This window comes from Streptomyces reniochalinae, assembly GCF_003323735.1.
In the GTDB taxonomy this organism is placed as follows: Bacteria; Actinomycetota; Actinomycetes; order Streptomycetales; family Streptomycetaceae; genus Streptomyces; species Streptomyces reniochalinae.
Genome location: NZ_QOIM01000041.1, coordinates 139,338 through 165,862, shown reverse-complemented (window position 1 = coordinate 165,862; position 26,525 = coordinate 139,338). Strand labels below are relative to the sequence as shown.

Sequence of the window (26,525 nt, the reverse complement as noted above, 5' to 3'; positions counted from 1 at the left end):
CACGCTCCGGGCCTCTCCCACTCGGAGCCTGTCCCGCCCGAGGGCCGCACCCCGCTCCGGGCCTCGCCCACTCCGCGTCTCTCTCCCCCCCCAGCCCGTCCCACCCGCCCAAGGAGTCCCCCGATGCCCCTCGTCTCCACCGGCTCGATCCTCGCCGACGCCCGCGCGGCGGGCACCGGTGCCGCCGCCTTCAACGTCATCCACCTGGAGACGGCGGAAGCGCTGGTCGCCGCCGCCGACACCACCGGTATACCGCTGATCCTCCAGATCAGCGAGAACTGCGTCCGGTACCACGGCAGCCTGCTGCCGATCACCCGGGCCACGCTCGCGCTGGCGGAGGCCGCGCGGACGAACGTCTCGGTGCACCTGGACCACATCACCGACGCGGAGCTGGTCCACCAGGGCGTCGCGGCGGGCGTCGGCTCCGTGATGATCGACGCCTCCACGCTGCCGTACGCGCGGAACGTCGAGACGACGGCGCGGCTGACGGCGTGGTGCCACGACCGTGACGTGTTCGTGGAGGCGGAGCTGGGCGAGGTGGGCGGCAAGGACGGGGTGCACGCGCCGGGCGTGCGGACCGACCCCGAGGAGGCGCTGGCGTTCGTGGCGGCCACGGGGGTGGATGCCCTGGCGGTCGCGGTCGGCTCTTCGCACGCGATGCGGGAGCGCACGGCGAAGCTGGACCTGGAGCTGATCGGGAGGCTGCGGGAGAAGCTGCCGGTCCCGCTGGTGCTGCACGGGTCCTCGGGGGTTCCTGACGAGGAACTGCGCGCGGCCGTCGCCGCGGGGATGACCAAGATCAACATTTCGACGCATCTCGTGTCGGTCTTCACCCGGGGGGTGCGTAAGGTACTGGAGGCCGATCCCGCGCTCATCGACTCGCGCAAGTACGTTGCCCCGGCGCGGGACGCGGTCCGGAGCGAGGCGGCGCGCCTGCTCCATGTGCTGGGGGGCGGAGGGGCGGGGGAAGGAGAAGACGTCAGGTGAAGCGCCATGAGCGGATGAACGCTCTGCTGGAGCTGCTCGGTGAGCGCGGCAGCATGGAGGTCGAGGAGGCCGCCACGGCTCTGGAGGTCTCCGCGGCCACGACGCGGCGCGACATGGACGCGCTCGCCGAGCAGCAGCTGCTCACCCGCACCCGGGGTGGTGCGGTCCTCAGCGCGGTGACCTACGACCTGCCCATCCGCTACAAGCGCGGGCACCACGTGGGGGCGAAGCAGTCGCTGGCCAGGGCGGCGGCCGCGATGGTGGAGCGCGGCAGCGTGGTGGGCCTCAGCGGGGGTACGACGACGACGGAGATCGCCCGCGCCCTGGTGACGCGCGCCGACCTGGCCGAGCCAAGTCCGCAGCCGCATCTGACGATCGTGACGAACGCGCTGAACATCGCCTACGAGCTGGCGGTCAGGCCCCAGGTCAAGACGGTGCTGACGGGTGGGGTGGCACATTCCCGCACCTTCGAGCTGACCGGCCCCTACAGCGAGTTGATGCTCGGTGAGATCACCGTGGACATCGCCTTCATCGGGGCCAACGGCATGGATCCCAGGACGGGCGCCACCGTGCACGACGAGGCGGAGGGCCGGATCAACGGGCTGATGGCCCGGCATGCCGAGCGGGCCGTCGTGGTGACGGACTCCTCCAAGGCCGGTGTCCGGTGCTTCGCCCGGATCGGCGGGCCTGAGCTCTTCGACACGTTCCTCACCGACAGCGGTCTTCCCGGGCCGATGCGCCGGAAGTTCGAGGAGCAGGGTCTGCCGACGGTGCTGGCGGAGCCCGACCCCGACGAGGACGGGGGCAGGTAGCCGAAATGCGTACCACGCTCCCTTCCACCGCCCGGCGGAGCCGGCGGCCGGCGGCGGTCGCTCTCGCCGCCGTTCTCACGGCCGTGGCCCTCGCCGGTTGCTCCGACGCGCGGGGCGCGGCGCCCCGCGGCGAGGGCACGCGGGAGGCGGCCAAGGAGGTGCGACGGCCGCCGGTCCGCGCCGGGTTCGACTACCAGATCGGCGGCGGCTACCGACCCGCTGCCGGCGTGCGCGTCGTCTCCCGGGACCGGGGCGACAGGCCACAGTCCGGGCAGTACAACGTCTGTTACGTCAACGCCTTCCAGGCGCAGCCCGACGCGCTCGACTGGTGGCAGGAGCACCATCCCCGCCTTCTTCTGCGCACCGAGAGCGGCGAGCCGGTGCTGGACCGCGAGTGGGACGAGGCGCTGTTCGACCTCTCGACGTCCGAGCGGCGCGAGGCGCTGGCGCGCATCGTCGGCCGGTGGATCGACGGCTGCGCGGACAGCGGCTTCCAAGCGGTCGAGCTGGACAACCTCGACTCCTACGAGCGCTCGGGCGGCCGGCTCGGCCACGCCGACAACGCCGCGTTCGCCGCGCTGCTGACCCGGCGCGCGCACCGGTCCGGGCTGGCGGCGGGGCAGAAGAACGCGGCGGAGCTGCTGCCGCGGCGCGCCCGGATGGGCTTCGACTTCGCGGTGACGGAGGAGTGCGGGCAGTACGACGAGTGCGAGCAGTACGCGGCGGCGTACGACGACCGGGTGCTGGATGTCGAGTACGGCGCCAAGGGGCTGGCGGCGGCGTGCCGTACGTGGGGCGACCAGGTCTCGATCGTCCGCCGCGACCTGGATGTACTGCCCGAGGGCCAGGAGGGCCACGTGTCCGAGCGGTGCTGAAGGGGGCCGCTCACCCCCCTGGCGGGGACGGGCCGCTCGCCCCCGTGGCGGGAGGGTGCGGTCGTTCCACGGCTCGGGCGGAGTGGGCCTGCGGGCACGGGCAGCGTTGCGCCTGCGGGCACGGGCAGCGTGCGGGGGCGAGCACGGCAGGGGCCGAAAGCCGGCACGGTCAGCGGGCGCAGCGCGGGCGCGGCCCCGAGCAGGGTGTGTCGGCGGGATGTCGGCGGTAGTGACCCGGGGGCGGCACGGCGCGACACTGGGCTGATGCCCTGCCAGGACCGTTGGAGGGACACCGCCCATGTACCCGGGAGTCCACGCGTCCGCACAACCCGACAAGCCCGCCGTCATCGTCGCCCGCACGGGCCGGGTGGTCACCTACCAGGAGTTGGAGGAGCGTTCCCTCCGGCTCGCGAACCACGTGCGCGCGGCGGGTCTGGTACCCGGCGATCACCTCGCGCTGGTGTCCGACAACGACCCGCACTGCCTGGAGGTCTACTGGGCGGCGCTGCGCTCCGGCCTCTACGTCACCGCTGTCAACAGTCATCTGACGGCTGACGAGGCCGCCTACATCGTGCGGGACTGCGGGGCACGGGTCATGATCGTCTCGGCGGGCCTGCCCGGGCTGGCGGCCGAACTGGTGCCACGCACGCCGCAGGTGCGGGAGCGGCTGGCGTACGGTCCCCCCTGGAGGATCTGCCGGGCGAGGCGGCCGCCTACGACGACTACGAGCGAGCGCTGGCGGCGGCCTCGTCCGAGCCGCCGGCACGCCAGCCGCGGGGTGCCGACATGCTCTACTCGTCGGGAACCACGGGCCGTCCCAAGGGGGTTCGGCCGCCGCTGTCGGGTGACGACATCACCGACTCGCCCAATCCGCTGGCCGTGCTCTTCTCCGAGCTGTACGGCTTCGACACCGACACCGTCTACCTCTCCCCCGCTCCGCTCTACCACGCGGCGCCGCTGCGGTTCTGCGCGGTGGTCACCGCGGCGGGCGGGACGGTGGTGCTGATGGACGCGTTCGATGCCGCCGGGACGCTGGAGGCGATCGAGCGGTACCGCGTCACTCACGGCCAGTGGGTGCCGACGATGTTCGTCCGCATGCTGAAGCTGCCCGAGGCGGAGCGGGCGCGCTACGACGTGTCGTCGCTGCGGGTGGCGATCCACGCCGCCGCTCCGTGCCCCGCCGAGGTGAAGCGCCGCATGATGGAGTGGTGGGGCCCGGTCCTGTACGAGTACTACGCCGCGACGGAGGGCAACGGACTGACCGTCATCACCCCCGAGGAGTGGCTGCGCAAGCCGGGCTCGGTCGGCAGGTCGGGGCTGCTGGGTGAGGTGAGGGTCTGCGCGGACGACGGCACGGAGGTGGAGGCGGGAACGACGGGGACCGTCTACTTCGCCCGCGAGGAGCTGCCGTTCACCTACCACAACGCTCCGGACCGCACGGCCGAGGCCCGGCATCCGCTGCATCCGGCATGGACGACGACGGGGGACATCGGCCATGTCGACGAGGACGGTTACCTCTTCCTCACGGACCGGGCGGCGTTCACGATCATCTCCGGCGGCGTGAACATCTACCCGCGGGAGATCGAGGACTGTCTCGCTCTGCATCCCAAGGTCGCCGACGTGGCGGTGATCGGCGTGCCGGACGCTGAGATGGGCGAGTCGGTGCACGCCGTGGTCGAAGCCGAGCCGACGGCACCCGCGCGTCCGGAGGGTTCTCAGGTTCGGGGAGGTTCGGAAGGCCCGGGGCTGGAAGAGGAGTTGCTGGCGTATCTGCGCGAGCACCTCGCCGGGTACAAGGTGCCCCGCTCGGTGGAGTTCACCGACCGCCTGCCTCGTACCCCCACGGGAAAGCTCGCCAAGGGAGTCCTGCGGCGGGCGCGTCGCTGAGAGTCGCCGAGACCGGCGAGCGGTGAGCGGCATGCTCAGTGGTCCGCGCCGTGGACCTCGGTGGTGGGCGCCATGGTTTTCCCGGGGGCCTTCACGCTGCCGGCAGGAGGCCACTTGGGCAGGGAAAACGCAACTTCGACAGGGCCCGCACAGGCGGCTACCTTCACCCTGTCCTCGACGATCGCCCACGGTCGCACGGGAGTTCCTTCGGGGTGAGCGGCCCGCGACGGGGTGAGGGGGCCACGCCCCACGACTCCTCACCCCCTGCGTAAGCCACCCATCCGGCTCCCCTCGGAGCACCGCCCGCACCTCCGCACCCCTCCGCGCCGTCCCACCAGGTCCGCACCGTCACCACCAGGGAGAAACGCATGTCCCATCTTGCGCTGTACACCTTCGGCGTCCTGAAGACACCTCTGGCCGATCCGGCACCTCTCACACGCGAGTTCTACGACATAGGTGAGGCCGTCTACCGGAACATGAGCCGGCACCCCGGGTACCTCGCTCGTGCTGAAGCGGCAGACGGCGACCAGGGCGTGTTCTTCGAGGCGGACTGGGGCGCATGGGGAGAGTTCGCCGTACCGGGCTGGTACGGCAAGGGCCGTACGGCGGAAACCACGGCGCTGGCCACGACCCTCTCGCTCTGGGCCGACCTGCGCCCCGCCTTCGACGCCGTCTACACCGGTCTGCACCGTGAGGCGCTGAACAGGCGTTACGACTGGTTCGAGAGGACGGAACACCCGGGTCACGTCTTCTGGTGGGTTGCAAAGGGCGCGACACCCACCTGGCAGGACGGCGTTTCCCGGCTGGAACACCTCCACGACCACGGTCCCGCGCCGCACGCCTTCACCTTCCACCACGCGTTCGCCCCGGACGGCACTCGGACCGAGCTCAACGGCATCGGGCCGAAGAGCGACCGTGCTGCGGTGCGATGACGCGCAGCAGTGCGAGCTCGTCCCCGCGTCGGTGCCCTCCAGCGGGATCAGCGCCACGACCTCCGAGTCCTCTTCCGGGGTCAGCGGAACCTCGCAGCCCCCACGGCGCGGCAGACCCCCGACGCGGCAGGCACCACGGCACAGCAGACCCCATAGCGCGGTGGAGCGCGGTGGCGCCACAGCGCGGTAGCGCGACAGCTCCGTAGCGGCCGCTACCGCAAGCGCTACCGCGGAGCCGAGCCGTGCCACGTCTGGCAGGCACCTCTCCGGGCGGGGGCACACGGCGAAGCGAGCCCGGCCAATGGCTTGCCCGCCCCCGGGCACGGGCCGGGGTCTCGCCCGGGCCCTCATACGGCCACCAGGCCACCAGGCCACCCTGCCGCACAGCCGCCCCACCCCACAGCCGCGCCCGTCCCGGCCCGGCCAGGGCCGCCGCCCGGCACCGGTCCGGCCGGGGCCGTGCCCGAGGGCACCCCGAGGGCGTACGGCACGGCGCGGCACCCGCTCGGAGTAGTCGTCCGCGAGGACCGCGGCCCTCTCGCGGGCCGCCCTGTCGGGGTGGCCACCCCGAGAGGGCGGTCCGGTACCCGCCGCCGTGTGCTGCACCGCAGTTCTCCTTCCGGGCCCGCCGCCCGGGCCCGGGCGGCGACCGGCGGCCGGCGACCTGGGCCCCCTCACCGCCCCGCCGTCCCGGCCTTCCGTGCCTCCGGGTGTGAAAATGCGTCGCATGGATCAGTTTTCTGCTGCGGCCGGGAAGCCCGCGTCGCCGGGGGACCTCTCCGCGCGCGGCTCCGCGAGCGCCGGACCGTTCGACACCGAGTTCGAACCGGGCGGACCGGCGTCCGCCGCCGGCGCCTCCGGCCGGGTGTCCGGTGCGGCCTCCGGGGTCTCGGACCCTGCGTCCGAGCGGGACTCCGTGGAGGGGCGAGGGGACGGGACCCCGTCCGGGGCGGCTCAGGCGTGGGCCGCGCTGGGCGGTGACCCCGCTCTTTTGGGGCGCGTCTCGTACGAGCGCCGCCCCGGGGTCCTCCCGTCCGCGCTGCCCGTGCGGGAACTGGCCTCCGCTGCGGTCGCCGCCTGCTCGCTGGCCGCGGCCGAGTTCTCCTGCGTACGGGCGCGGAGCGCACTGCTGCCGCCGGTCCGGGTCGACGACGGCGCGGTGGCGACGGCCTTCCACAGCGACCGGCTGGTCCGTATCGACGGGCACGGCCCGGCCGCGTTCGCGCCGCTGTCGCGCTTCTGGCGTACGGCTGACGGCTGGGTCCGCACCCACGCCAACTACCCGCACCACCGCGCCCGCCTGCTGTCCGCGCTGGGCATGCCGGACCACGGCCCGGCCGACGACGAGGCCGCGGCGGGCCGGGTGGCCACCGAGCTGGCGAGCCGCCGGGCGCGGGAGGTCGAGGAGGTGGTGTTCCGGGAGGGCGGTCTGGCGGTGGCCGTCCGCACCCCCGAGGAGTGGGTGGCGCATCCGCAGCGGGAGGCGGTCGCGGCCGCCCCGCTGGTGGGGGTGAGCGGTCTGGACACGGCGCCGACGCCGGCCCTGGAGGGCCCGCCGGGAGCTGGCGGGCTGCGGGGGCTGCGCGTTTTGGACCTCACCCGTGTGCTCGCGGGCCCGGTCGCGACCCGCACGCTGGCGCTGCTGGGCGCCGACGTGCTGCGCGTCGACGCGCCGGAGCGGCCCGAGTTGCCCGGCACGCACGCGGACACGGGCCTGGGCAAGCGCTCCGCGCTGCTGGACCTGTCCAGCCGCGCGGGGCAGGCGACGTTCGAGGAGTTGCTGGCGTCGGCGCACGTGGTCGTCACCGGGTACCGGCCCGGCGCGCTGGACCGGTTCGGGCTGGCGCCCGAGTCGCTGATGGACCGACGCCCCGGCCTGGTGGTGGGCCAGCTCAGCGCCTGGGGCCAGGCGGGGCCCTGGCAGCGTCGGCGGGGCTTCGACAGCCTGGTGCAGGCGGCGACGGGCATCGCCGCCGTGGAGGCGGCGCGGGGCGCGGGCGGGGAGGCCGGTTCGCCTGATCTGGTCCCCGGGGCGCTGCCCGTGCAGGCGCTCGACCACGGCTCCGGCTATCTGCTGGCGGCCGGGCTGCTGAGGGCGCTCACCGAGCAGCGCACCGGTACGGCGGGTTCACGGCTGGTACGGCTCTCGCTGGCGCGTACCGCCCACTGGCTGCTGCACGAGCTGCCCGCGGCGCCTCTTCCGGACGCCGCCGGGCAGGGCGCAGGCGGGGCCGCGACCGGAGGGGGGCGGGCGGCGCGTGACGGTCAGGCGGCCGCCGAGCCGCCGCTCGACCACGCGCCGTGGCTGACGGAGGCCGACAGCCCGCTGGGCCGGCTGCGGTACGCGCTGCCCGCGGTCGGTTTCGGGGCGGCCACGGGGGCGGGCGGTCCCAGGGAGGCGGACGGTACGCCGGATGCCGCGTGCAGCCCCCGCGACTGGGCGCGCGTGCCGGGTCTGGTGGGCGGCGACACCATCGAGTGGATCTGAGCGCCGGGGTCGTGGCGCCGGCGGTCCCGCGGGGCCGTGCCGGTCACACCAGCCATTCGCCGAACACCACGAGGACGAAACCGAGCACCAGCACCGCGGTGGCGACCCGGGTGCGGCCCCTGCGGCTGAGGGCGATGGCGGTTCCGGAGAGGATCAGCGCCAGCCCGTAGAAGCCGACGGTCAGCACCGAGGGGGCCGCGCCCAGGCGGACGGCGAGGGCGACGGCGACCGCCAGCATAACGACGGTGGACAGGACGATGCGTATGCGCCGCGCCTGACGCGGTGTCAGCGACGGGCGTTCCTCCTCGGCCGGGCCGTCGCCCTCGGCTGCCGGGCCCTGGTCCGCCTCGGCCTCATGGTGCTCCGGGTGCTTAGGCGCCTCACGGGCAAGGCCGGCCTCAGGCTCCGGTCCGACCTCACGGGCGGGGCCGCTCTCACGCTCCGGTCCCCTCTCACCCGCTGGGCCGGTCTCCGGGCCCCTCGCCTCGGCGCCGGTGTGCCCCTCCACGGAGGTGCGCCGGTCCACGGAGGTGCGCCCTTCGGTGGGGGCGTCCTCCGTGGAGGCGCGGCCCTTGGGGGGTGTGCGTTCCGCCGTGGGGGTCCGCTCCTGGGTGCGTATCCGTTCGTCGGCGGGGACCTCCGTGGGGGCGTGGGGGGACGTGGACGAGGGCGAGTTGGCTTCCGGCATGAACGGGAGCGTATCGGCAGCCGGCGTCGGGTGGGACCCTCGGCCGCCGTCGGCGGCGTTCGCCCCGGCGGCGTGGGGTCGCCTGCGGGCCCTCGCGCGTGGTGCGGGGGCGCCGCGCGGCTACTTCTTGCCGCCCGCCCAGCTGCGCAGGGCGTCCCGGCTGTCGAACTCGCCCAGGTTCGTGTCGAGGGGGTCGCTGGTGTACTGGTGGAAGCGCCAACGGTGCTTGACCCCCGGCTCGCCGGGCTTGCCGTTGTAGTGGGCGATCCACAGACCGTCCCCCGCGAACGAGGTCTTGTCGCGGTTCAGCCAGAAGTCGACGTTGCAGTAGAGCATGACCTTGTGCTTGGGGGCCTTGTCCTGCACGTACTTGATCCACTCGTCCTTCTCGTCGTTGCCGACCCCGGCGTCCTCCCAGTCGAGTGCCAGCATGTCGCCCGCGACGAGGTTGATCTTCGAGAGGAAGTAGTCGGCCTGTTCCTTCATGCTGCCCGGCCTGACGAAGTGGTAGAAGCCGGTGACCAGTCCCGCGTCGCGGCCCGTCTTGCGCTGCGCGACCCACTTGGGGTTGGTGTACGACTTCCCCTCGGTGATCTTGATGAAGACGAACTCCATGCCCCGCGTGCTGTAGTCCTCCGGCTGGTAGGAGGAGACGTCGATTCCCTTGATCATGACTGTGGGCCACCCACTTCCTTCTCACTCTCCGAATGAGGCTGGTTACTCTTTGATACCCGCTGGGCGTCACACCGTACCGCCACGGAAGCCGCGGGACGTACGGAAGTTGTTGTACGGGGTACCCAGTCGTCCGGCGCGTCGTCGCACACAACTCTCGCGGGGCGCGCGCCCCCTTGGCACAATCTGCCCGGTCCGCACACCACTCCTCGCGCCTTCCGGCACGGGCTGAGGCCCCGCCCGGTGCCGGCGGCAGGAAAGGTGGCCCATGAAGTTCAGTTACGCGATGCTTCCTGACTACCCCCTCACCGAGTCGCTCGAGGCGGTACGCCTCGCCGACGAGCTGGGGTTCCACGCGTGTTACGCGGCCGACGAGACCTGGCACAAGGACATGTGGCTGCTGTTCGCCGCGGCGGCGGGATCGACCACGCGCATCCGTCTCGGGCCCAGCGTCTCCCCCGTGACGCTGCGGGAGCCCTCCCTGATCGCGCAGGCCGTCGCCACGCTGGACGAGTTGTCCGAAGGGCGCGCCGAAGCGGTGCTCTCCAGCGGCAACTTCGGGCTCCTCGCCCAGTACGGCATCGACTGGCAGCACACCAGGCCGCTGTCCCGCACCAAGGAGGCGCTCGCCGTCGTGCGCACGCTGCTCGACGAGGGAGCGATCACCCGGCAGGGCGAGTTCTACTCCTACGAGGGGCTGTTCACCTTCGCCCGCCCTGTGCAGCAGCGAGTGCCGCTCAAGCTCGGAGCCATGCGCGGGCCCCGGTCCTTCGAGGCGGCCGGTGAGCTGTCGGACGGCTGCCACCACGCGCTCAGCTACACCCGTGACGCGTACGAGTACGCCGTCCGGCACATCAGGGCGGGGGCGGAGCGGGCGGGCAAGGACTGGCGCGCGCTGGACATCGGCGCCTGGGTGGTCTTCGCGACGGGCCCCGACTCGGCCGCCGCGAAAGACGCGGCCCGCAGCATGGTGGGCATCTACGCGTCCTCGATGCCGGCCGAGCAGCTGGTGCGCAACGGCGTCGACCCGGCCGAGCTGAAGCCGGTGATCGACGCCATCGGCGCGGGCGACCTGGCCCGCGGCATCGAGTTGACCACCGACTCGCTGACCGAGCGGCTCTCGGTGTCCGGCACGCCCCAGGAGTGCGCGGCCAGGATCCGGGACGAGATCGCACCGGCCGGTGTCAACCACGTGATCTGCGCCGTCACCGACCGGGCCCTGGTGCGGGCCTTCACCGGGCGCGATCTGGAAGGGGTGGCGGACGCCGCGACCCAGCTGAGGGCGATCCACGGCGAGATCATGCCCGTCTTCGCCTGAGGCCGGCGACGGCGGCGGGGGCCACGGCGACGCCGAGGGGGAGGGTGAGCGCCCTCCCCCCTCGGCGCGTCGGGGGCTGTCCTGGGCGTGGCGAAGGCGCAGGATCGGGTACTGCGAGACTGGCACGGGGTGTCCCGCGCCGGGGCAGGACACGGCTCGGCGCGCCCCGTGCCTGTTGACACCGATGTGAGGAAAGAGTGATCACCATGGCCACCACCCGTACCGCCCACACCGTCTGGAACGGCGCCTTGCAGGAGGGGGCGGGGGCCGTCACCTTCGACTCCTCGGGCATCGGCGAATACCCCGTCTCCTGGGCGGCGCGCGCCGAGGAGCCCGGTGGCAGGACCAGCCCGGAGGAACTGATCGCGGCCGCGCACTCCAGCTGCTTCTCGATGGCGCTCTCGAACGGGCTGACCGGTGCGGGGACCCCGCCGTCCAGGCTGACCACCAAGGCCGCCGTGGACTTCCAGCCGGGTACCGGCATCACGGGCATCCATCTGACCGTCCAGGGCGAGGTTCCCGGCATCGACCAGGCCGCCTTCGCCTCGGCCGCCGCGGACGCGGCGCGCAACTGCCCGGTCAGCCAGGCGCTCAAGGGCACCACGATCACGCACGAGGCCAAGCTGGTCTGAGGGCGGACCCGGAGGGCCGGGGCGGCCTCGCGGTGAGGCCGCCCCGCCGTTCCGCTTCTCCCGGAAGGAGACACCGTGCCGGAGCTTCCCGAGGTCGAGGCGCTGTCCGGTTTTCTGGACGAGCGGCTGAGCGGACGTTCCGTGTGGCGCGTGCTGCCGGTCGCCGTGAGTGTGCTCAAGACGTACGACCCGCCCGTACAGGCGCTTGAAGGGTGCACCTTCACGGGGGTGCGGCGTGCGGGCAAGTTCCTCGACATGGCGGCGGACGGCGGGCCCGCGGGCGGTCTGCACCTTGTGGTCCACCTGGCCAGGGCGGGGTGGCTGCGGTGGCAGGACGCGCTGCCCGCCGCGCCGCCGCGCCCCGGCAAGGGGCCGCTCGCGCTGCGGCTCGAACTGGCCGACGCCTCCGGCGGCGCCGCCTCGGGTGAGGGCTTCGATCTGACCGAGGCGGGTACGCAGAAGCGGCTGGCCGTCCACGTGGTGCGCGACCCGCGGCAGGTGCCGGGCGTCGCCAGGCTCGGCCCCGATCCCCTGGCACCGGAGTTCGACCGCGAGGCGCTGGCGGCGCTGCTGGGCGGCCGGCGCCAGCGGATCAAGGGCCTGCTGCGGGACCAGTCGGTCGTCTCCGGCATCGGCAACGCCTACTCGGACGAGATTCTGCACGCGGCGCGGATGTCGCCGTTCAAACTGGCTGCCGACCTGTCCGAGGAGGAGGTCGACACGCTGTACGCGGCGCTGCGGGACACGCTCGCCGATGCCGTCGAGCGGGCGCGCGGGGTGCCGGCCGCCGGGCTGAAGGCGGGCAAGCGGCTCGGGTTGCGGGTGCACGGCCGCGCGGGCGAGACCTGTCCGGTGTGCGGGGACACCATCCGCTCGGTCTCCTTCCGGGATTCGGCGCTGGAGTACTGCCCGACCTGTCAGACCGGGGGCAGGCCCCTCGCCGACCGTCGGATGTCGCGTCTGCTGAAATGAGAGGCGACGCCCTACTGATCGGTAAGAGCCGCTCGTGTGGAGGAGATCGCCGTGGAGACTGGGACAGCTGAGCGCGGGGCGCGGGAGTTCGACGTCGTCCTGTTCGGGGCCACCGGGTTCGTGGGAGAGCTGACGGCACGCCACCTGGCCGCGCACGCGCCCGACGGGTGCCGCTGGGCGCTGGCGGGACGCGGCCGCGACAAGCTCGCGGCCCTGCGCGCCCGGCTGGCCGCCGACCATCCCGCCGCCGCGGACGTCCCCCTGGTCACCGCCGACGCCGCCGACGCGGGTTCCCTGGCCAAGCTCGCCGCGCGCTCGCGCGTGGTCGCCAGCACCGTGGGCCCCTACATCCGCTACGGCACCCGGCTGGTCGCCGCCTGCGCCGAGGCCGGCACCGACTACCTGGACCTGTCGGGCGAGCCGGAGTTCGTGGATCTGATGTACCTGCGGCACCACTCCCGCGCCAAGGAGACCGGGGCGCGGCTCGTGCACGCCTGCGGCTTCGACTCCGTCCCCCACGACCTGGGGGTGCGCTTCACCGTCGAACAGCTGCCCGAGAACGTACCGCTCAGCGTTGACGGGTTCGTGCGCTCCAACGCCATGATCTCCGGCGGCACGTTGGCGAGCACCCTGCTCGCCTTCGCGCGCGCCGACCGGATGGCCCGCACCGCCAAGGCCCGCCGCGCCGCCGACCCGCACCCGGCACACCGCGTCATCCGCACGCCGACGGGCACCGTGCGGCACGACGATGAGCTGGGCGTGTGGGCGGTGCCGCTGCCCACCCTCGACCCGCAGATCGTCGGCCGTTCGGCCGCCGCGCTGGAGAGGTACGGGCCCGTCTTCACCTACCGCCACCACGCCGCCGTCAAGCGGCTGCCCGTGGTCGCGGGCGGCCTCGCGTGCGCGGGCGGGCTCTTCGCCGCCGCCCAGCTGCCCGCGCTGCGGCGCTTCCTGTCCGCGCGGCTGGCTCCCGGTGAGGGCCCCGACGAGGCGCGCAGGGCCCGCAGCTGGTTCTCGGCGCGGTTCGTGGGCCGGGGCGGCGGCCGCCGGGTCGTCACCGAGGTCGCGGGCGGCGATCCCGGTTACGACGAGACGGCCAAGATGCTCGCCGAGGCGGCCCTGTGCCTGGCCCACGACGACCTGCCGCCCACGGCGGGCCAGGTGACGACGGCGGTCGCCATGGGCGAGGCGCTCACCGCACGGCTGGTCCGTGCGGGCCTCGAGTTCCGCGTGCTGGAGGACTCGCCGGAGTGAGGTGCCGGGCGGCCCGCCCCCGCGGCGCGCGGAGCACGGCCACGACGTTCTGGCCGCCGAACCCGAAGGCGTTGACGACGGCGGTGCTCACGTCGGTCTTGCGCGCGGTGTGCGGGACGTGGTCGAGGTCGCACTCGGGGTCGGGGGTGTCCAGATTGAGGGTCGGCGGCACCGCGCCGTCCCGCATGGCCAGCGCCGCGACCATCGCGGAGAGCGCTCCGGCGGCTCCGATCATGTGTCCGACCATGGACTTGGGCGAGCTGATCAGCAGCCCGTCCGCCGCCTCGCCGAAGACGGACCGCACGGCTCGCGTCTCCAGCCGGTCGTTGATCCGCGTCGCGGTGCCGTGCGCGCAGATGTAGTCCACCTCGCCGGGCGCGGTGTGCGCCGTGGCCAGCGCGCGCCGCATCGCCGTGGCCGCGTGCTCGCCCGAGGGGTGCGGTGCGCTGACGTGGAAGGCGTCGGAGGTGAGGGCGCCGCCGCTGATCTCCATGTAGGGCCGTGCGCCCCGGGCCGCCGCGTGTGCGGCGGACTCGACGACGAAGACGACGGCGCCCTCGCCGAAGACGAACCCGTCGCGCTCCGCGTCGAACGGCCGGCTCGCCCGCTGGGGCGCGTCGTTGCGGGTCGAGAGCGCGCCCATGGTGCTCAGCCCGGTGAACATGACCGGGGTGATGGCCGAGTCGGTGCCGCCGGCCACCACGACGTCGGCCTCGCCCGCCAGGATGGTGCGGCGCGCCTCCAGCAGCGCGTGGATGCCGCTGGCGCAGGCGAGGGCCGAGGCGTTGACGGGGCCGTGGGCGCCCAGGTCGATGGCGACCTCGCAGGCGGGCATGTTCGGGATCACGGAGGAGACGAAGTAGGGGCTGACCTTGCGCGGGTCCTCGTGCCGCTGGTCGGTCGCCGCTTCGATGCCGGGGAAGCCGGCCACCGCGTTGTTGATCTGGACGCCGACGCGGGCGTCAGGGTCGCCGTCCACGGCCAGCGAGGCGTCCCGTGCGGCTTCCCGCGCCGCGACGACGGCGTACTGCGAGAAGCGCTCCGAGCGGCGGAGGCGCTTGCGGTCGAAGTGCTCTTCGGGGCGGAAGTTCTTGACCTCGGCGGCGATGCGGGTGGGGAGGTCACGCGCGTCGAAGCGGGAGATCTCGGCCACGCCTGATCTTCCGGCCAGCAGCGCCGCCCAGCTGGTCTCCCTGTCGTTGCCTACAGGGGTGAGGGCGCCGATGCCGGTGACGACGACGGCGGGTTCTGCGGGGGTGTGGGACACGGTCACGCTGCTGCTTTCGTCGCGGTTGCAAGGGGAGGTCGAGGGGGCTCGGGGCGAAGCCCCCGAGGACGGGAGGGGACGGGCGGGACTCTCACACGGTTGAGGTACCCAGTCGGTGGGCGGCTCGCAAGCCTTCGGCGGTGGCGCGCACCGCGTTGACCCCGGCCGCGTCGCGCGCGCCGCCGACGGCCTCGAAGGGGACACCGGCGGCCCGCAGCGCGGGCACCGCCGCGCGCTCCGGCTCCTGCCCGGTGGCGAACACCACCGAGTCGGCGGGGAGCAGCCGCTCGGCCCCGTCGGCGCCCTGGACGACCACGCCTTCTGTGGTGATCTCGCGGTATCGGACGCCGGTCACCATCTCGACCCCGTGGGCCCGCAGCGCGGACAGGACGACCCAGCGGGTGCTGGGCCCGGTTCCCGCGCCGATCCGCGGGCCGCGCCTGACCAGCGTCAGCCGGTGCCGCGCCGTCGGGGGGCCGGTGACGGGGCCGTCCCCGAGGCCGTACGCGGCGAGGAACGCCTGCGGGGTGGCGGGCGTCCGCTCTCCGGTGAGCAGGTGCGCGAGGTCCGTCGCGATGCCGCCGCCGCCCAGGAGGACGACGCGTTCGCCCAGGGTTTCGGGGCGGGCGAAGACCTCCGGGTAGGTGAGGGTGTGCAGCAGGGGCCAGCCGGGAATGTCGGGGATCCGGGGCTGGACACCGGTGGCCAGGACGGCCCCGTCGAAGTGGCGCAGGAGTCCCGCGTCGCCCAGGCCGAGGCGCCGCCCGAGGCGGATGTCGACGCCGAGCCGGGCGAGTTCGGCGGCGAAGTAGCGGGCCGTGGCGCCGAAGTCCTCCTTGCCGGGTACCTGCCGGGCGAGGCGGAACTGCCCGCCGAGTTCCTCGTCCGCTTCGAAGAGGGTGACGCGGTGGCCGAGCGCGGCGAGCGCGCGTGCGGCCTCCAGACCCGCGGGGCCGCCGCCGATGACGGCGAAGGAGCGGGGCGGGTCGGCCGCGGCCTGCTCGGGGAAGGCGAGTTCGTGTCCGGCGCGCGGGTTGACCAGGCAGGAGACGCGTTCGGTGCCGAACGAGCGGTCGATGCAGGCTTCGTTGCAGGCGAGGCAGACGTTGACGAGCGCGCTGCGTCCTCGGGTCCACTTGGCCGGCAGGTCGGGGTCGGCCAGGAGGGGCCTGGCCATGGAGACGTGGTCGATGCCGCCGCCGCGCAGCAGGCTCTCGGCCTGGTCGAGCCCGACCACCCGGTTGGAGGCGATGACGGGCACGTCGGCGTGTCCGGCCGCGCACAGCGCCTTCTTCACGGCCTCGGCGTAGGAGGCCCAGGCGCCGGGCGGCACGGCGGACTGCACGGTGGGCACGCGCGACTCGTGCCAGCCGACGCCGATGTCGAGGGCGTGAACGCCTTCCCGGGCGAGGGCGACGGCGAGCGCGTCGGTCTCCTCCTGGGTGCTGCTGCCGGGGACGAGGTCGGCGCCGGAGATGCGGAAGAGCACGGGGAAGTCGTCGCCGGCCGCCTCGCGTACGGCGCGCAGCACCGCGAGCGGGAAGCGGCGGCGGCGTGCGGCGTCGCCGCCCCACGCGTCGTCACGCAGGTTGGTGAGGGGCGAGAGGAACTGGTTGATCAGGTAGCCCTCGGAGGCCATCACCTCCACGGCGTCGTAGCCGAGTGCGCGTGCCGTGGCCGCGCCGCGGGCGAAGTCGGCGACGGTTGCGCGGATGTCCGCTTCGGTCAGCGCGCGGGGCGTGGTGCGTGAGAAGCGGCTGTACACGGCGGACGGCGCGACGGGGGTGAGGCCGCTTCCGTCCGTGAGGGCGTAGCGTCCCGCGTGGAAGAGCTGGAGGGCGATCTTTCCGCCGGCCTCGTGCACGGCGTCGGCGGTGCGGCGCAGCGCGGGGTGGTGCGCGGGGTCGTTGACGTGGCTGTAGCCGGGGCCGCCCGCGGCGACGGGGCTGACGGCCGAGCCGCCGGTGATGATGAGTCCGGCGCCGCCGCGGGCCCGTGCCGCGTAGAAGGCGGCCAGTGCGGCGCCCCCGTCGTCCAGGGTCTCCAGGTTGAGGTGCATCGCCCCCATGACCAGGCGGTTCGCGACCTGGAGCGAGCCGATGGCGCCGGGCCGAGTGACGTGGGTGAACACGCGGGACTACTCCTCGGTGTGGTGCGTGCGGGGCCGCGCCGGGCGCCCGCCGGAGGGGTGGGCGGGCGCCCGGCGGGCCGTCATGCGGACCGCTGCCGGGCGCGGTCGGTCGTGCCGTGCCGCCGCGGCGCGCGGTCGGTCATGCGGGGCGCTGCGGGCGCGGTGGGAGGCTCAGTTCGGGCCCCGCGTCGGCGAAGAACGGCGGTGCGACGGCGCTGAGTCCGCCGTCGACGACGAGCGTCTGCCCCGTGATGTACTCCGATTCCGGCGCCAGCAGGAAGGCCAGCACGTCGGCGACCTCGGCCACGGTGCCGGGGCGGCCCTTGGGGATGCGGTCGAGGACGGTGCTCATCTCGGGCATGCCGGGGACGTCGTAGAAGAACTCCAGCGAGTCGGAGTCGATCAGCCCGCCGTTGACCGCGTTGACGTTGATGCCGTAGGGGGCGAATTCCAGCGCCATGTAGCGGACCCATGCCTCGATGGCGGCCTTCATCCCGCCGAGGGTGGCGTAGGTCGGGTAGGCGCGCAGGGAGCCGTAGGAGGACAGCGTCACGATGCGGCCGCCGTCGTCCATCAGCTTGACCGCCTCCTGGGCGCCGAGCACGAAGGGGCGCAGGTTCATGGCGTAGGAGCGGTCGAGGTGGTGGGGCTTGAGGTCGACGATGTTCTTGAACGCGCTGGCCGCCGCGTTGGAGACGAACCAGTCGAGCCGCCCGCAGCGCCTGGCGACCTCGTCGAAGAGCGCGGTGACGCCTTCGGGGGTCTCCACGTCGGCCTGGACGGCGAAGCCGCTGCCGCCGAGGGAGGCGATGTCGGCGACGGTCTTCTCGGCGAGGTCGGCGTTCTTCTTGTAGTTGACGGCGATGGTGGCGCCCTCGCGCCGGGCGAGGGTCAGCGCCAGCTCGCGGCCGATGCCTCGCGAGGCTCCGGTGATGAGTGCGACCTTCGGGCTCTCGGTGTCGGTCACGGGTTCCCTCCCTGGGTGTGTGCGCGCAGCAGTTCGCGGAAGACGACGGTCTTCTGGATCTCGTTGGTGCCCTCTTCGAAGCGCTGGGCGCGCGCGTCGCGGTAGACGCGTTCGATGGGGCTGGTCTTCCAGTAGCCGAGGCCGCCGTGCACCTGGAGCGCGTTGTCGGTGACGCGGGTGAGCATGGATACGGCGGTCATCTTGGCCATGGAGGAGAGCATGGAGGCGTCCTCGCCACCCTCCTCGAAGGTGCGCGCGGCGTGCATCACCAGCTGTTTGGCCGCCTCGATGTCGGCGGCGTTCTCGGCGAGCATGAACTGGACGGCCTGCCGCCCGGTGAGCTTCTTGCCGAAGGTGTGGCGGCTGCGCGCGTAGTCGAGGGCGAGTTCCTGAGCGCGCTGGGCCAGTCCGACGCAGCTCATGCCGACCGAGATCCGCGAGGGCGTCAGAAAGCCGCCGAGTGCGACGTCGAGCCCTTCGCCTTCCTTGCCGAGCCGGTTGGCGACCGGCACGGGGGTGCGCTCGAAGCGGAGGGTGGCGTGGTCGGTGCCGGTCACGCCCATGGTCTGGGAGGTGTCCTCGACGTGGACGCCCTGCGCGTCGCGGGGCACCAGCAGGCAGACGGTGCCCTCGTGTCCCGTGGAGCCTGCCACGCGCGCGGCGAGCAGATAGTAGTCGCAGCGCACCCCGAAGGTGATCAGGTGTTTGTCGCCGGTGAGGTGGTAGGTGTCGCCATCGCGTTCGACGGAGGTGGTGATGTCGGCTCCGGTGCCGTTGCCCGGCTCGGTGAGGGTGAAGGCGATCTTGAGGTCGCCCTCGATGGCGGGCAGGACGAACTTCTTGCGCTGCTCGTCGGTGGCGAAGGGGTCCATGGCGCGCCAGATGCCGTTGACGACGTGGACGATCATCCGCAGGGAGCCGTGCGAGCGGGAGAAAATCTCCATGAGGCCCATCCACTGGGTGAAGGAGAGCCCGTGGCCGCCGTAGGAGCGGGGCGCGGCCATGCGCAGGAACCCCTCCTCGCGCAGTTCGGCCCAGAGCTGTTCGGGCACCTGGCCTGTGGCCTCGATGCGCGCGGCCCACTCCTCGCCAGGGCCCGTCACCCACGCGGTGACCTTCTGGCGCAGCCGCTCGTACTGCGCGGGCCCCACGCCCTGCTGTGCCGGCCGGGTGCCGTGCTGCTCACTCATCATTCCGCTCCTTCTCCGCGCTGGGGACGCAGGCCGCGGGCCCGCTCCCTGAGCACGAACTTCTGGATCTTTCCGACCTCGTTGCGGGGCAACGCGTCCGCGACGGTCTCCAGCCGCTCGGGCCAGTACTGCTTGGCGACCTGGTGGGAGTCGAGGTACTTCTGCAACTGCTCGAATCCGAGGGGCGCGCCGCCGGGCTCGGGGACGACGAAGGCGCAGGCGCGCTCCCCGAGGCGTTCGTCGGGCATCGCGACGACGGCCACGTCGGCCACCGCGGGGTGGTCGTGCAGCAGTTGTTCGACCTCGGCGACGGGGATCTTCTCGCCGCCCCTGTTGATGACGTCCTTGACCCGGCCGGTGATCCGCAGGAATCCGGAGGCGTCGATGGTGGCGAGGTCACCGGTGCGGTACCAGCCGTCGGCCGTGAGCGCTTCGGCGGTCAGGTCGGGCCGCTCCAGGTAACCGTCGAAGAGGGTGGGCGTGAGGATCTCGAAGTGGCCCTCCGTGCCGGGGGGCATCTCGGCTCCGCTCTCGTCGGTCACCCTGATGCGGACGCCGGTGAGGGCGCGCCCGTCGGTGCCCCAGCGCTGTGCCGGCTCGTCGCCGGGGGCCGCGAGGGCGGCCAGGCAGGTCTCGGTGGAGCCGAAGGCGCCCAGCACGGTGGTGGACAGCACCCGGCTCGCGCGTTCGGCCAGGCCGCGGGGGACGGTGGCGCCGGTGGCGACGAAGATCCGCAGGTCCTGGGGGGCGCGTTCGCCGTCCTCGACGGCGCGGACGAGGTCCATCAGAAAGGGTGTCGCGGCCTGTACGAAGGTGGCGCGGTGCTCGCGCAGCGACCGCAGCGCCAGGGGCGCGTTCCACTCGGCCTGCACGATCTGCGGGACGCCGAGGACGAGCGCCAGCCACATGCCGTAGAGGAAGCCGGTCTGATGGGCGAGCGGCGAGGGGATCCAGATGGTGTCAGCTCCGGTCAGCCCGAGGTGCCGGATCTCCATGGAGACGGCGCGGCTGAGGGAGGCGGAGCGCTGGAGGACGCCCTTGGGCTCGCCGGTGGTGCCGGAGGTGAACAGGAGCTGGGTGAGGTCGCCGGAGGTGGGCACGCGGGCGGCGAGCGCCGCGGGGTCGACGGGTGTGGAGTCGAGCGCGGCACTCCACTCGTGCCAGTGGACGCTTCCGCCCTCGCGGGCCGCGGCGGGGAGGTCGGCGGGGCCTTCCCCCGAGGGCAGGACGACGACGTGCGCGAGCCTGCCGACGTCGGTGCTGCCCTCGGCCACGAGCGCGGCGATCTCGGCGGCGTGCCGCCGGCCCCTGAAGTGGTCGGGCAGCAGCAGCACCCGGGCCGAGGAGCGGCGCAGGGTGAAGGCGGCCTCCCGCTCGCGGAAGATCGGCATGATGGGGCAGCACAGCGCGCGGACGCGCAGGCAGGCGAGTGCGATGGCGGTGAACTCCCAGCGGTTGGGCAGCTGGAAGGCGACGGCCTCGCCGGGCTGCACGCCCAGCCGCAGCAGCAGCGCGGCGATGTGCTCGCCGCGCTCGTGCAGTTGCCGCCAGGTGAGGGTGGTGGCGCCGCTCGCCCGTACGTCGACGAGGGCGGTGCCGTCGGGGTCGCGGGCGGCGCGGTCGGCGACGAGTTCGGGGAGGGTGTGTTGGGCCGCCTCGTCGGGGTGCGAGACGTCCGTCGTGGTGCGGGGGGCCTGTGGGGTGAGGGGGTCGTGCGGGCGGCGGTCGGCGGCGGGGCGTCTGCCGCTCTGGACAAAAGGACTGGTGCCGCCTTCGACGGTCATGGGGATGCCGAGCGTGTTCATCGACTCCAGGAAGGCCGGGTAGGAGATCCGGTAGGCGTTCGGGTAGGTGAGGGTGGTGCGCCCGGAGGCCCGGGAGGCGGCGACCGCCAGGGACATCAGCACCCGGTGGTCGTTGAAGGAGGAGAGCCCGGTGCCCACCAGGCGCCTGGTGCCGCCGCCCACCCGCAGGGTCTCGCCCCGGAGTTCGAGTTCGCCGCCCATGGCGTTGAGCTGGAGCATGGCGGCGGCCCTGTCGGACTCCTTGAGCCGGGTGTGGGCCACGTTGCGGAAGACGGACTCGCCCTGCGCGAAGGTGCCGAGGGTGGCCAGGACCGGCAGCATGTCGGGGACCTCGCGGCAGTCGACCTCGACGCCCTTGAGGTCGATGCCCTCGTGCCGGACGCGGACCCCGCGCCCTGCCTCGTCCAGCTCCATGGGGATGCCCATGGCCCTGGCGAGGTCGAGGAAGTGGGCCTCGGGGTGGTCGGCGGGGCCGCCGTGCAGCTTGTGCATGCCGCGCAGCAGTACGTCGCAGGGGTGGAGCGCGGCGGCGGCGAGACCGAAGGCGGCGGAGCCGATGTCCGGCGGGAGGGTGAGGTCGCAGGGGGTGGCGTGCTGGCCGCCCTCGATCTCGAAGCGCCGCCAGTCCTCGGAGACGGTCACCGCGAGGCCGAACTGCCGCATCATGGCGACCGTCAGCTCCAGGTACGGCTGCTCGTTCAGCTCGCCCTCGACCTCGACGACGCTGGGTCCGGTGGCGAAGGGGGCGAGCAGGAGGAGGCCGGAGATCCACTGGGACAGCGTGCCCGCGACGCGTACGTGACCGCCCGTGGGCCGCTTGTTGCGCACGTGTACGGGAGGGCATCCGTCGGCCGACTCCAGTTCGACTCCCAGGGTGCGCAGCGCGTCCAGCAGGGGGGAGACGGGGCGGCGCTTGAAGTACTTCTGCCCGGTGACGGCGACCGGCCGGTCGGTGAGGGAAGCGAGTCCGATCATGAAGTAGAGCGTGGTGCCGGAGCTGCCGGCCGAGACCGAGGCGCGGCGCGCCCGGTAGGGCCCGCCGTGGACGACGAAGGAGTCGCCGTCGACGTCGACGCGGACGCCGAGGCCGCGCAGGAGCTGCACGGTGTACTGGACGTGCCGGGCGTCCGAGAGGCCGCGGATGACGCTGGTGCCCTCCGCGAGGGAGGCGAGGATCAGGGCGCGGTGCGCGTGGTACTTGGAGTTGGGGACCAGGACCTCGCCGGCCAGCGGCTGACGTGTCCCTTTCACAAGAAGGTGCATATGGTGCGCTTCCCATACCCGTCTGTCACGGCACGGCAGGCGTGCCTAGGGCGGATGAAGATCGGTACTTTTCAGACGTCTGCGACATTTGGGGCGGATTTCCGCCGCGACGATCCTGACGACCGGCCTCGCGGTCCGCGCGGAGCCGTGCCGTCGAACCCGTGGACCGACAACCTCACGGAGTAACGCCGGGCGCCGGCGACGGCATCGGGCACGCCGGCCGGCCCACGAGCGGCGGGGGGGGGCGACATCCGGACGTACCGGTGGGCGCGCCGCCGCCCCGTATACGGACACGCTCCGCCGGGGCGGCGGACGAGAGGACGCGAGGGGTGGCGGGGACCGGCGGCGCACTCGGGCCGCCGGCGGAGGGAGACGCTAGGTCCGGCCGTCCGGCCCGGAGAGGTCTACGTGCCCCAAGAGGTCTACGCACCTCAGGAGGCCCGCGTGGCCTGAGAGGTCTACGTGAGAAGTGAGAGCCCTCATCCGAGGGGACCCGCTGTGGCTGCTGTCGCGGCGCGTGGTCGTGGCAGGAGCCCCGTGGCGGGCGTCCCGGATGACGAGCTCGGCTGATGCGTGCTCGGTCATACCACCGGTATATCAGGTGTATACGACACCTAAGCAGTCACCCCCCGACGCAGTGGCATGACACCCCGTCAGGCCACGGCGCCGTCCAGATAGACCCACGCCCCGTCCACCCGCACGAACCGACTGCGCTCCTCCTGGGTCCCGAACCTGCCGTCGCCGTCCGTCCAGTGGGCCCGGAAGGTCACCGTGCCCTCGCTGTGGAAGGCACTCCCGCCCGTGGTGGCGAGGATCTCCAGCCCCGTCCACCGGGACGGTCCCGCCAGGTCCAGCCGCGCGGGGCGGGTCCCGGGGTGCCAGGTGCGCCGCAGATAGGCGGCGTCGCGCACCGCGAAGGCCGCGTAGCGGGAGCGCATCAGCTCCTCGGCGGAGGCGGGAGCCGCCGCACCGCGGTGGAAGCGCCCGCAGCAGTCCTCGTAGCGGGCGAGCCCGCAGGGGCAGGGGGCCCCGGGAGCGAGCGGCGCGGGCCCTGGGGCGGCGGGGCGGGAGGTGGCGGCGGGGCGGCGGCCCTTGGAGGCGCCCTTGCGACGGGACATGAGCTCATCATGCCGGACCCCTGGACAGCGCGCCGATCCGGAACCAACCTTGCAAAACGATCAGTTCGAACCGGGGTGCGAGCCTGCCCCGCCATGAGCGCTGTCCGAGGGCGAAGGGTGACCATGTACCGTCCCGACCTGTCCCCCGTGGCCGACTCCCTCGCGCTGTCCGCGCTGGTGGGCGCGCTGCCGCTGCTCACCCTTTTCGTCCTGCTGGGCGGCCTGCGGCTCAAGGCGCACTGGGCGGGGCTCGCGGCGCTGGGCGTCTCCGTCGTGGTGGCGGTGGGCGCCTACGGCATGCCGGTGGACCTGACGCTGCTCGCGGGCACGGAAGGTGCCGCCTTCGGCCTCTTCCCGATCATGTGGATCGTGGTGGCCGCCCTGTGGGTGCACCAGCTGACCGTCTCCAGCGGACGGTTCGACGACCTGCGCCGCGCCTTCAACCTCGTCAGCGACGACCCCCGCATCCAGGCGCTGATCATCGCCTTCTGCTTCGGCGCGCTGCTGGAGGCGCTGGCCGGGTTCGGGGCACCGGTGGCGATCACCGGCGTGATGCTGATGGCGCTGGGCTTCTCCCCGGTGCGGGCCGCCGTCACCGTGCTGGTGGCCAACACCGCGCCGGTCGCGTTCGGCGCCATCGCGACGCCGATCATCACCGCGGGCAGCCTCACCAAGATCAGCTACGAGGACATCGGCGCCTACGTCGGACGGCAGACCCCGCTGCTGGCGCTGTTCGTGCCGTTGCTGCTGGTGGCGCTCGTGGACGGGGTGCGGGGCATGCGGCAGACCTGGCCCGCGGCCCTGGTGTGCGGCGGGGCCTTCGCGGTGGCGCAGTTCGTCAGCTCCAACTACATATCGGTCGAGTTGACCGACATCATCGCCTCCCTCGTGGCACTGGCCGCCGTCGTCGTCTTCCTGCGCGTGTGGCAGCCGGGCGACGGGGAGCGCGTGCGCCGGGACCTGCGGGAGGCGGCCGAGCGCGAGCGCCAGGACGGGGGTGACAGCGGCCCGGCTCCCGAGGCGGCGCGGACGGCGCAGCCGGAGAGCGGGGGCGCGATGACCGGTGCCCGCGTCCTGATGGCGTTCGTCCCCTACATCGTCGTCATCGCCGTCTTCTCCGTCGCGAAACTGCTGGACCCCGTCACGGAGTTCCTAGCCGACAGCGACGTGTCCCTACGGTGGCCGGGGCTCGACGGCGAGGTACTCACGGCCGCCGGCGAGCGCTCGTCCACCACCGTCTACGTCTTCCCCTGGCTCTCCTCCCCCGGCTCGCTGCTGGTGCTGTGCGGGGTGCTGGTGACAGCCGTCTACCGCGTGCGGGCGCCGGACGCCGTGCGGGAGTTCGGACGCACGGTGCTGACGCTGCGCTGGGCGCTGCTGACGGTTGGCTCGGTGCTGGCGCTCGCGTACGTGATGAACCTGTCGGGCCAGACCATCACCATCGGGACCTGGATCGCAGGCGCGGGAGCGGCCTTCGCCTTCTTCTCCCCGCTCCTCGGCTGGCTGGGCACGGCCGTGACCGGCTCGGACACCTCGGCCAACGCCCTGTTCGCCACCCTCCAGCAGACGGCCGCGGGCAAGGCGGGCCTGGATCCGACACTGCTGGTCGCCGCCAACACCTCGGGCGGCGTGGTCGGCAAGATGGTCAGCCCGCAGAACCTGACCATCGCGGCGACGGCCGTCGGCCTGCTCGGCAAGGAGGCGGTGCTCTTCCGCAAGGCCGTCGCCTGGAGCCTGCTGCTGCTCCTCGCCATCTGCCTGCTGGTCCTGCTCCAGTCGCACGTGCTGGCGTGGATGCTGCCGTGAGAACGGCGCTGGGGCCCGCACCTGACGGTGCGGGCCCCAGCGGTGGTACGACGCGTCGCGCGTCAGGCAGGAGTGATGTTCTCCGCCTGCGGGCCCTTCTGGCCCTGCGTGACGTCGAAGTTGACCTTCTGGCCCTCGTGGAGCTCACGGAAGCCCGTGGCCGCGATGTTCGAGTAGTGGGCGAAGACGTCGGCGCCGCCGCCGTCCTGCTCGATGAACCCGAAGCCCTTTTCCGAGTTGAACCACTTCACGGTGCCGGATGCCATCTTCTTCTCCTTCAGGGTGGCTGGAAGCCGCACACCTCGCACGGCTCCGCGTCGCCGCAATGACCCCCTCCAGAGTGACTCCGGAAAAACAGAACGCGCCCGAGCCACTGAGCTCAGGCGCGCACACGTTCATGGGTACCAAAACCGCAACACCGTCAGCCTAACACGGTCCGAAGGCGGGCGGACGGCGAAAGATGACCGAGCACATTACAACAGCGTTGTTATATTAGCCCCGTGTCATCCTCGGACTCCCCGGATCCCACGACGGTGCCCGATCCCTGGCAGGCGCTGAACGAGCTGCTGGCCGCCATGGATGCCGAAATCGAACAGGTCTACCTCGCGCGCGGCATCAAGGGCGTGCGCCCCCGGTTCGCCTATCCGCTGGTACGGCTCGCCCACACCGGGCCGCTGACCATCCGCGAGCTCGCGGAGTCCCTCGGCCGCTCGCACTCCGCGATCAGCCAGACCGTCGCCGCCATGCGCAGGGAGGGTCTCGTCACCTCCGAGCCGGGGCCCGACGCCCGTACCCGGCGCGTCGATCTGACAGAACGCGGCCGGTCGCTGGTGCCGTTCATAGAAGCCGAGTGGCGCGCGACCCACGCGACGGTCGCCGAGCTGGACGCCGAGCTCCCGCACCCGCTGACCACCGTGGTCGAGGAGCTGCGGCGGGCGTTGGAGCGCCGGTCGATGCGGCAGCGCGTCCTCGAACACCTCGTCGAGCCGCCACGATGAGGACCCCCCTCCGGTTACTCGACGTCCGCCCGCTCCGCGGCAGTCGGCCGTTCCGCGCCCTGTGGATCGGCTCCTCGGCCTCCCAGCTCGGTGGTCAGGTCGCCACGGTGGCGGTGCTTGCCCAGGTCTGGGACGTGACCGGCACTCCGGTGGGCACCGGCGCCATCGGGCTGGCCACCGCCACCTCCGCCCCCTTCTCCCTGGTGGCCGGGGGCCTGTCCGCCGGCTTGGCGATCGCCCTCGTAGCCACGGCCAACACGGCCCTGCGTGCTTACCGCACGCCGGCTCCCGCACCACCCGCCTGCGAACCGGACGCCTCCGGGACCGCCGGCGCGGCGACAGCCGCGGGATAGGCCGGCGCCGGAAGACCGCAGGACCGCCGGGACCCGGGGCCCCCACAAGGCGACGGTGATCGGCCCGCGGCCGGAGACGACGACCGGTACCGGAGGGCGGCGCAGTCGGA

The 26,525-nt window shown here is 73.1% G+C and carries 22 protein-coding genes and 1 pseudogene; 14 read left to right on the top strand and 9 right to left on the bottom strand.

What is annotated here, in order from left to right:
- Window positions 1-123 precede the first annotated feature (123 nt).
- The 7 genes and pseudogenes from DQ392_RS24560 (at window position 124) to DQ392_RS24535 (ending at window position 7,981) form a co-directional block, all read left to right on the top strand.
- Window positions 124-987 carry a class II fructose-bisphosphate aldolase gene (locus DQ392_RS24560; protein ID WP_114017874.1) on the top strand — a complete coding sequence of 288 codons (864 nt, stop codon included), beginning with the start codon at window positions 124-126 and terminating at the stop codon, window positions 985-987.
- Window positions 984-1,799 carry a DeoR/GlpR family DNA-binding transcription regulator gene (locus DQ392_RS24555; protein WP_114017873.1) on the top strand — a complete coding sequence of 272 codons (816 nt, stop codon included), beginning with the start codon at window positions 984-986 and terminating at the stop codon, window positions 1,797-1,799. The genes DQ392_RS24560 and DQ392_RS24555 overlap by 4 nt, the downstream gene beginning before the upstream one ends.
- A gap of 5 nt (window positions 1,800-1,804) precedes the next feature.
- Window positions 1,805-2,674 (top strand): endo alpha-1,4 polygalactosaminidase, encoded by an 870-nt coding sequence (locus DQ392_RS24550; RefSeq protein ID WP_114017872.1) that lies wholly within the window; start codon window positions 1,805-1,807, stop codon window positions 2,672-2,674.
- Window positions 2,675-2,972: 298 nt separating this feature from the next.
- Window positions 2,973-3,242 (top strand): annotated as a pseudogene (locus DQ392_RS35415) (AMP-binding protein); the annotation flags it as partial.
- Window positions 3,243-3,460: 218 nt separating this feature from the next.
- Window positions 3,461-4,561, top strand: coding sequence for an AMP-binding protein (locus DQ392_RS24545; RefSeq protein WP_245981899.1), 1,101 nt, complete (start codon window positions 3,461-3,463; stop codon window positions 4,559-4,561).
- Window positions 4,562-4,929: 368 nt separating this feature from the next.
- Entirely contained in the window at window positions 4,930-5,493 is a 564-nt protein-coding gene (locus DQ392_RS24540) for a DUF3291 domain-containing protein (protein WP_114017871.1), read from the top strand.
- 718 nt (window positions 5,494-6,211) lie between these two features.
- Complete coding sequence (locus DQ392_RS24535; RefSeq protein WP_245981896.1) at window positions 6,212-7,981, top strand: CoA transferase; 1,770 nt, start codon at window positions 6,212-6,214, stop codon at window positions 7,979-7,981.
- Window positions 7,982-8,024: 43 nt separating this feature from the next.
- Here the strand turns inward: DQ392_RS24535 and DQ392_RS35410 are convergent, their stop codons facing one another.
- Together DQ392_RS35410 and DQ392_RS24525 are read right to left on the bottom strand one after the other, a co-directional pair.
- Window positions 8,025-8,669: a hypothetical protein gene (locus tag DQ392_RS35410; RefSeq protein WP_245981894.1), complete on the bottom strand. Its 645-nt coding sequence runs from the start codon at window positions 8,667-8,669 to the stop codon at window positions 8,025-8,027.
- A gap of 120 nt (window positions 8,670-8,789) precedes the next feature.
- The gene (locus DQ392_RS24525; RefSeq protein WP_114017870.1) at window positions 8,790-9,341 is read right to left on the bottom strand and encodes a glycoside hydrolase family 25 protein; all 552 of its coding nucleotides are present in this window, start codon (window positions 9,339-9,341) and stop codon (window positions 8,790-8,792) included.
- 268 nt (window positions 9,342-9,609) lie between these two features.
- Between DQ392_RS24525 and DQ392_RS24520 the strand changes: the two genes are divergently transcribed.
- The 4 genes from DQ392_RS24520 (at window position 9,610) to DQ392_RS24505 (ending at window position 13,517) form a co-directional block, all read left to right on the top strand.
- Window positions 9,610-10,659: an LLM class flavin-dependent oxidoreductase gene (locus DQ392_RS24520; RefSeq protein ID WP_114017869.1), complete on the top strand. Its 1,050-nt coding sequence runs from the start codon at window positions 9,610-9,612 to the stop codon at window positions 10,657-10,659.
- Between the two features lie 206 nt (window positions 10,660-10,865).
- Window positions 10,866-11,291 (top strand): OsmC family peroxiredoxin, encoded by a 426-nt coding sequence (locus tag DQ392_RS24515; RefSeq protein WP_114018025.1) that lies wholly within the window; start codon window positions 10,866-10,868, stop codon window positions 11,289-11,291.
- A 75-nt stretch (window positions 11,292-11,366) separates the two neighbouring features.
- Window positions 11,367-12,263: an Fpg/Nei family DNA glycosylase gene (locus tag DQ392_RS24510; RefSeq protein ID WP_114017868.1), complete on the top strand. Its 897-nt coding sequence runs from the start codon at window positions 11,367-11,369 to the stop codon at window positions 12,261-12,263.
- 51 nt (window positions 12,264-12,314) lie between these two features.
- Window positions 12,315-13,517, top strand: a complete 1,203-nt coding sequence (locus tag DQ392_RS24505; protein ID WP_114018024.1) for a saccharopine dehydrogenase family protein — start codon at window positions 12,315-12,317, stop codon at window positions 13,515-13,517.
- On the opposite strand, the gene fabF is transcribed toward DQ392_RS24505, so the two are convergent.
- The 6 genes from fabF to DQ392_RS24470 all read right to left on the bottom strand — a co-directional run bounded on the left by fabF (window position 13,456) and on the right by DQ392_RS24470 (window position 23,258).
- Entirely contained in the window at window positions 13,456-14,790 is a 1,335-nt protein-coding gene (gene fabF, locus DQ392_RS24500) for a beta-ketoacyl-ACP synthase II (protein WP_245981891.1), read from the bottom strand. The two genes, DQ392_RS24505 and fabF, sit on opposite strands and share 62 nt — an antisense overlap.
- Before the next feature lie 85 nt (window positions 14,791-14,875).
- Window positions 14,876-16,915 (bottom strand): oxidoreductase, encoded by a 2,040-nt coding sequence (locus DQ392_RS24495; RefSeq protein WP_114017867.1) that lies wholly within the window; start codon window positions 16,913-16,915, stop codon window positions 14,876-14,878.
- Window positions 16,916-17,054: 139 nt separating this feature from the next.
- Window positions 17,055-17,882, bottom strand: coding sequence for a 1-cyclohexenylcarbonyl-CoA reductase (gene chcA, locus DQ392_RS24490; protein WP_114017866.1), 828 nt, complete (start codon window positions 17,880-17,882; stop codon window positions 17,055-17,057).
- Window positions 17,879-19,072 carry an acyl-CoA dehydrogenase family protein gene (locus tag DQ392_RS24485; RefSeq protein ID WP_114017865.1) on the bottom strand — a complete coding sequence of 398 codons (1,194 nt, stop codon included), beginning with the start codon at window positions 19,070-19,072 and terminating at the stop codon, window positions 17,879-17,881. The genes chcA and DQ392_RS24485 overlap by 4 nt, the downstream gene beginning before the upstream one ends.
- Complete coding sequence (aroA, locus tag DQ392_RS24480) at window positions 19,072-22,140, bottom strand: 3-phosphoshikimate 1-carboxyvinyltransferase (protein ID WP_114017864.1); 3,069 nt, start codon at window positions 22,138-22,140, stop codon at window positions 19,072-19,074. The genes DQ392_RS24485 and aroA overlap by 1 nt, the downstream gene beginning before the upstream one ends.
- 653 nt (window positions 22,141-22,793) lie before the next feature.
- Window positions 22,794-23,258 carry a YchJ family protein gene (locus DQ392_RS24470; protein ID WP_114017862.1) on the bottom strand — a complete coding sequence of 155 codons (465 nt, stop codon included), beginning with the start codon at window positions 23,256-23,258 and terminating at the stop codon, window positions 22,794-22,796.
- A 123-nt stretch (window positions 23,259-23,381) separates the two neighbouring features.
- On the opposite strand from DQ392_RS24470, the gene DQ392_RS24465 reads away from it, so the two are divergent.
- Window positions 23,382-25,064, top strand: coding sequence for an L-lactate permease (locus tag DQ392_RS24465; RefSeq protein ID WP_114017861.1), 1,683 nt, complete (start codon window positions 23,382-23,384; stop codon window positions 25,062-25,064).
- Between the two features lie 62 nt (window positions 25,065-25,126).
- On the opposite strand, the gene DQ392_RS24460 is transcribed toward DQ392_RS24465, so the two are convergent.
- The gene (locus DQ392_RS24460; RefSeq protein WP_027740277.1) at window positions 25,127-25,330 is read right to left on the bottom strand and encodes a cold-shock protein; all 204 of its coding nucleotides are present in this window, start codon (window positions 25,328-25,330) and stop codon (window positions 25,127-25,129) included.
- Between the two features lie 234 nt (window positions 25,331-25,564).
- On the opposite strand from DQ392_RS24460, the gene DQ392_RS24455 reads away from it, so the two are divergent.
- Both DQ392_RS24455 and DQ392_RS35405 read left to right on the top strand, forming a co-directional pair.
- Window positions 25,565-26,062 carry a MarR family winged helix-turn-helix transcriptional regulator gene (locus DQ392_RS24455; RefSeq protein WP_245981889.1) on the top strand — a complete coding sequence of 166 codons (498 nt, stop codon included), beginning with the start codon at window positions 25,565-25,567 and terminating at the stop codon, window positions 26,060-26,062.
- A complete protein-coding gene (locus DQ392_RS35405; RefSeq protein WP_245981886.1) occupies window positions 26,059-26,415 on the top strand; it encodes a hypothetical protein in 357 nt (118 codons plus the stop codon). Before DQ392_RS24455 ends, DQ392_RS35405 begins: the two co-directional genes overlap by 4 nt.
- The last annotated feature ends 110 nt before the right edge of the window (window positions 26,416-26,525 follow it).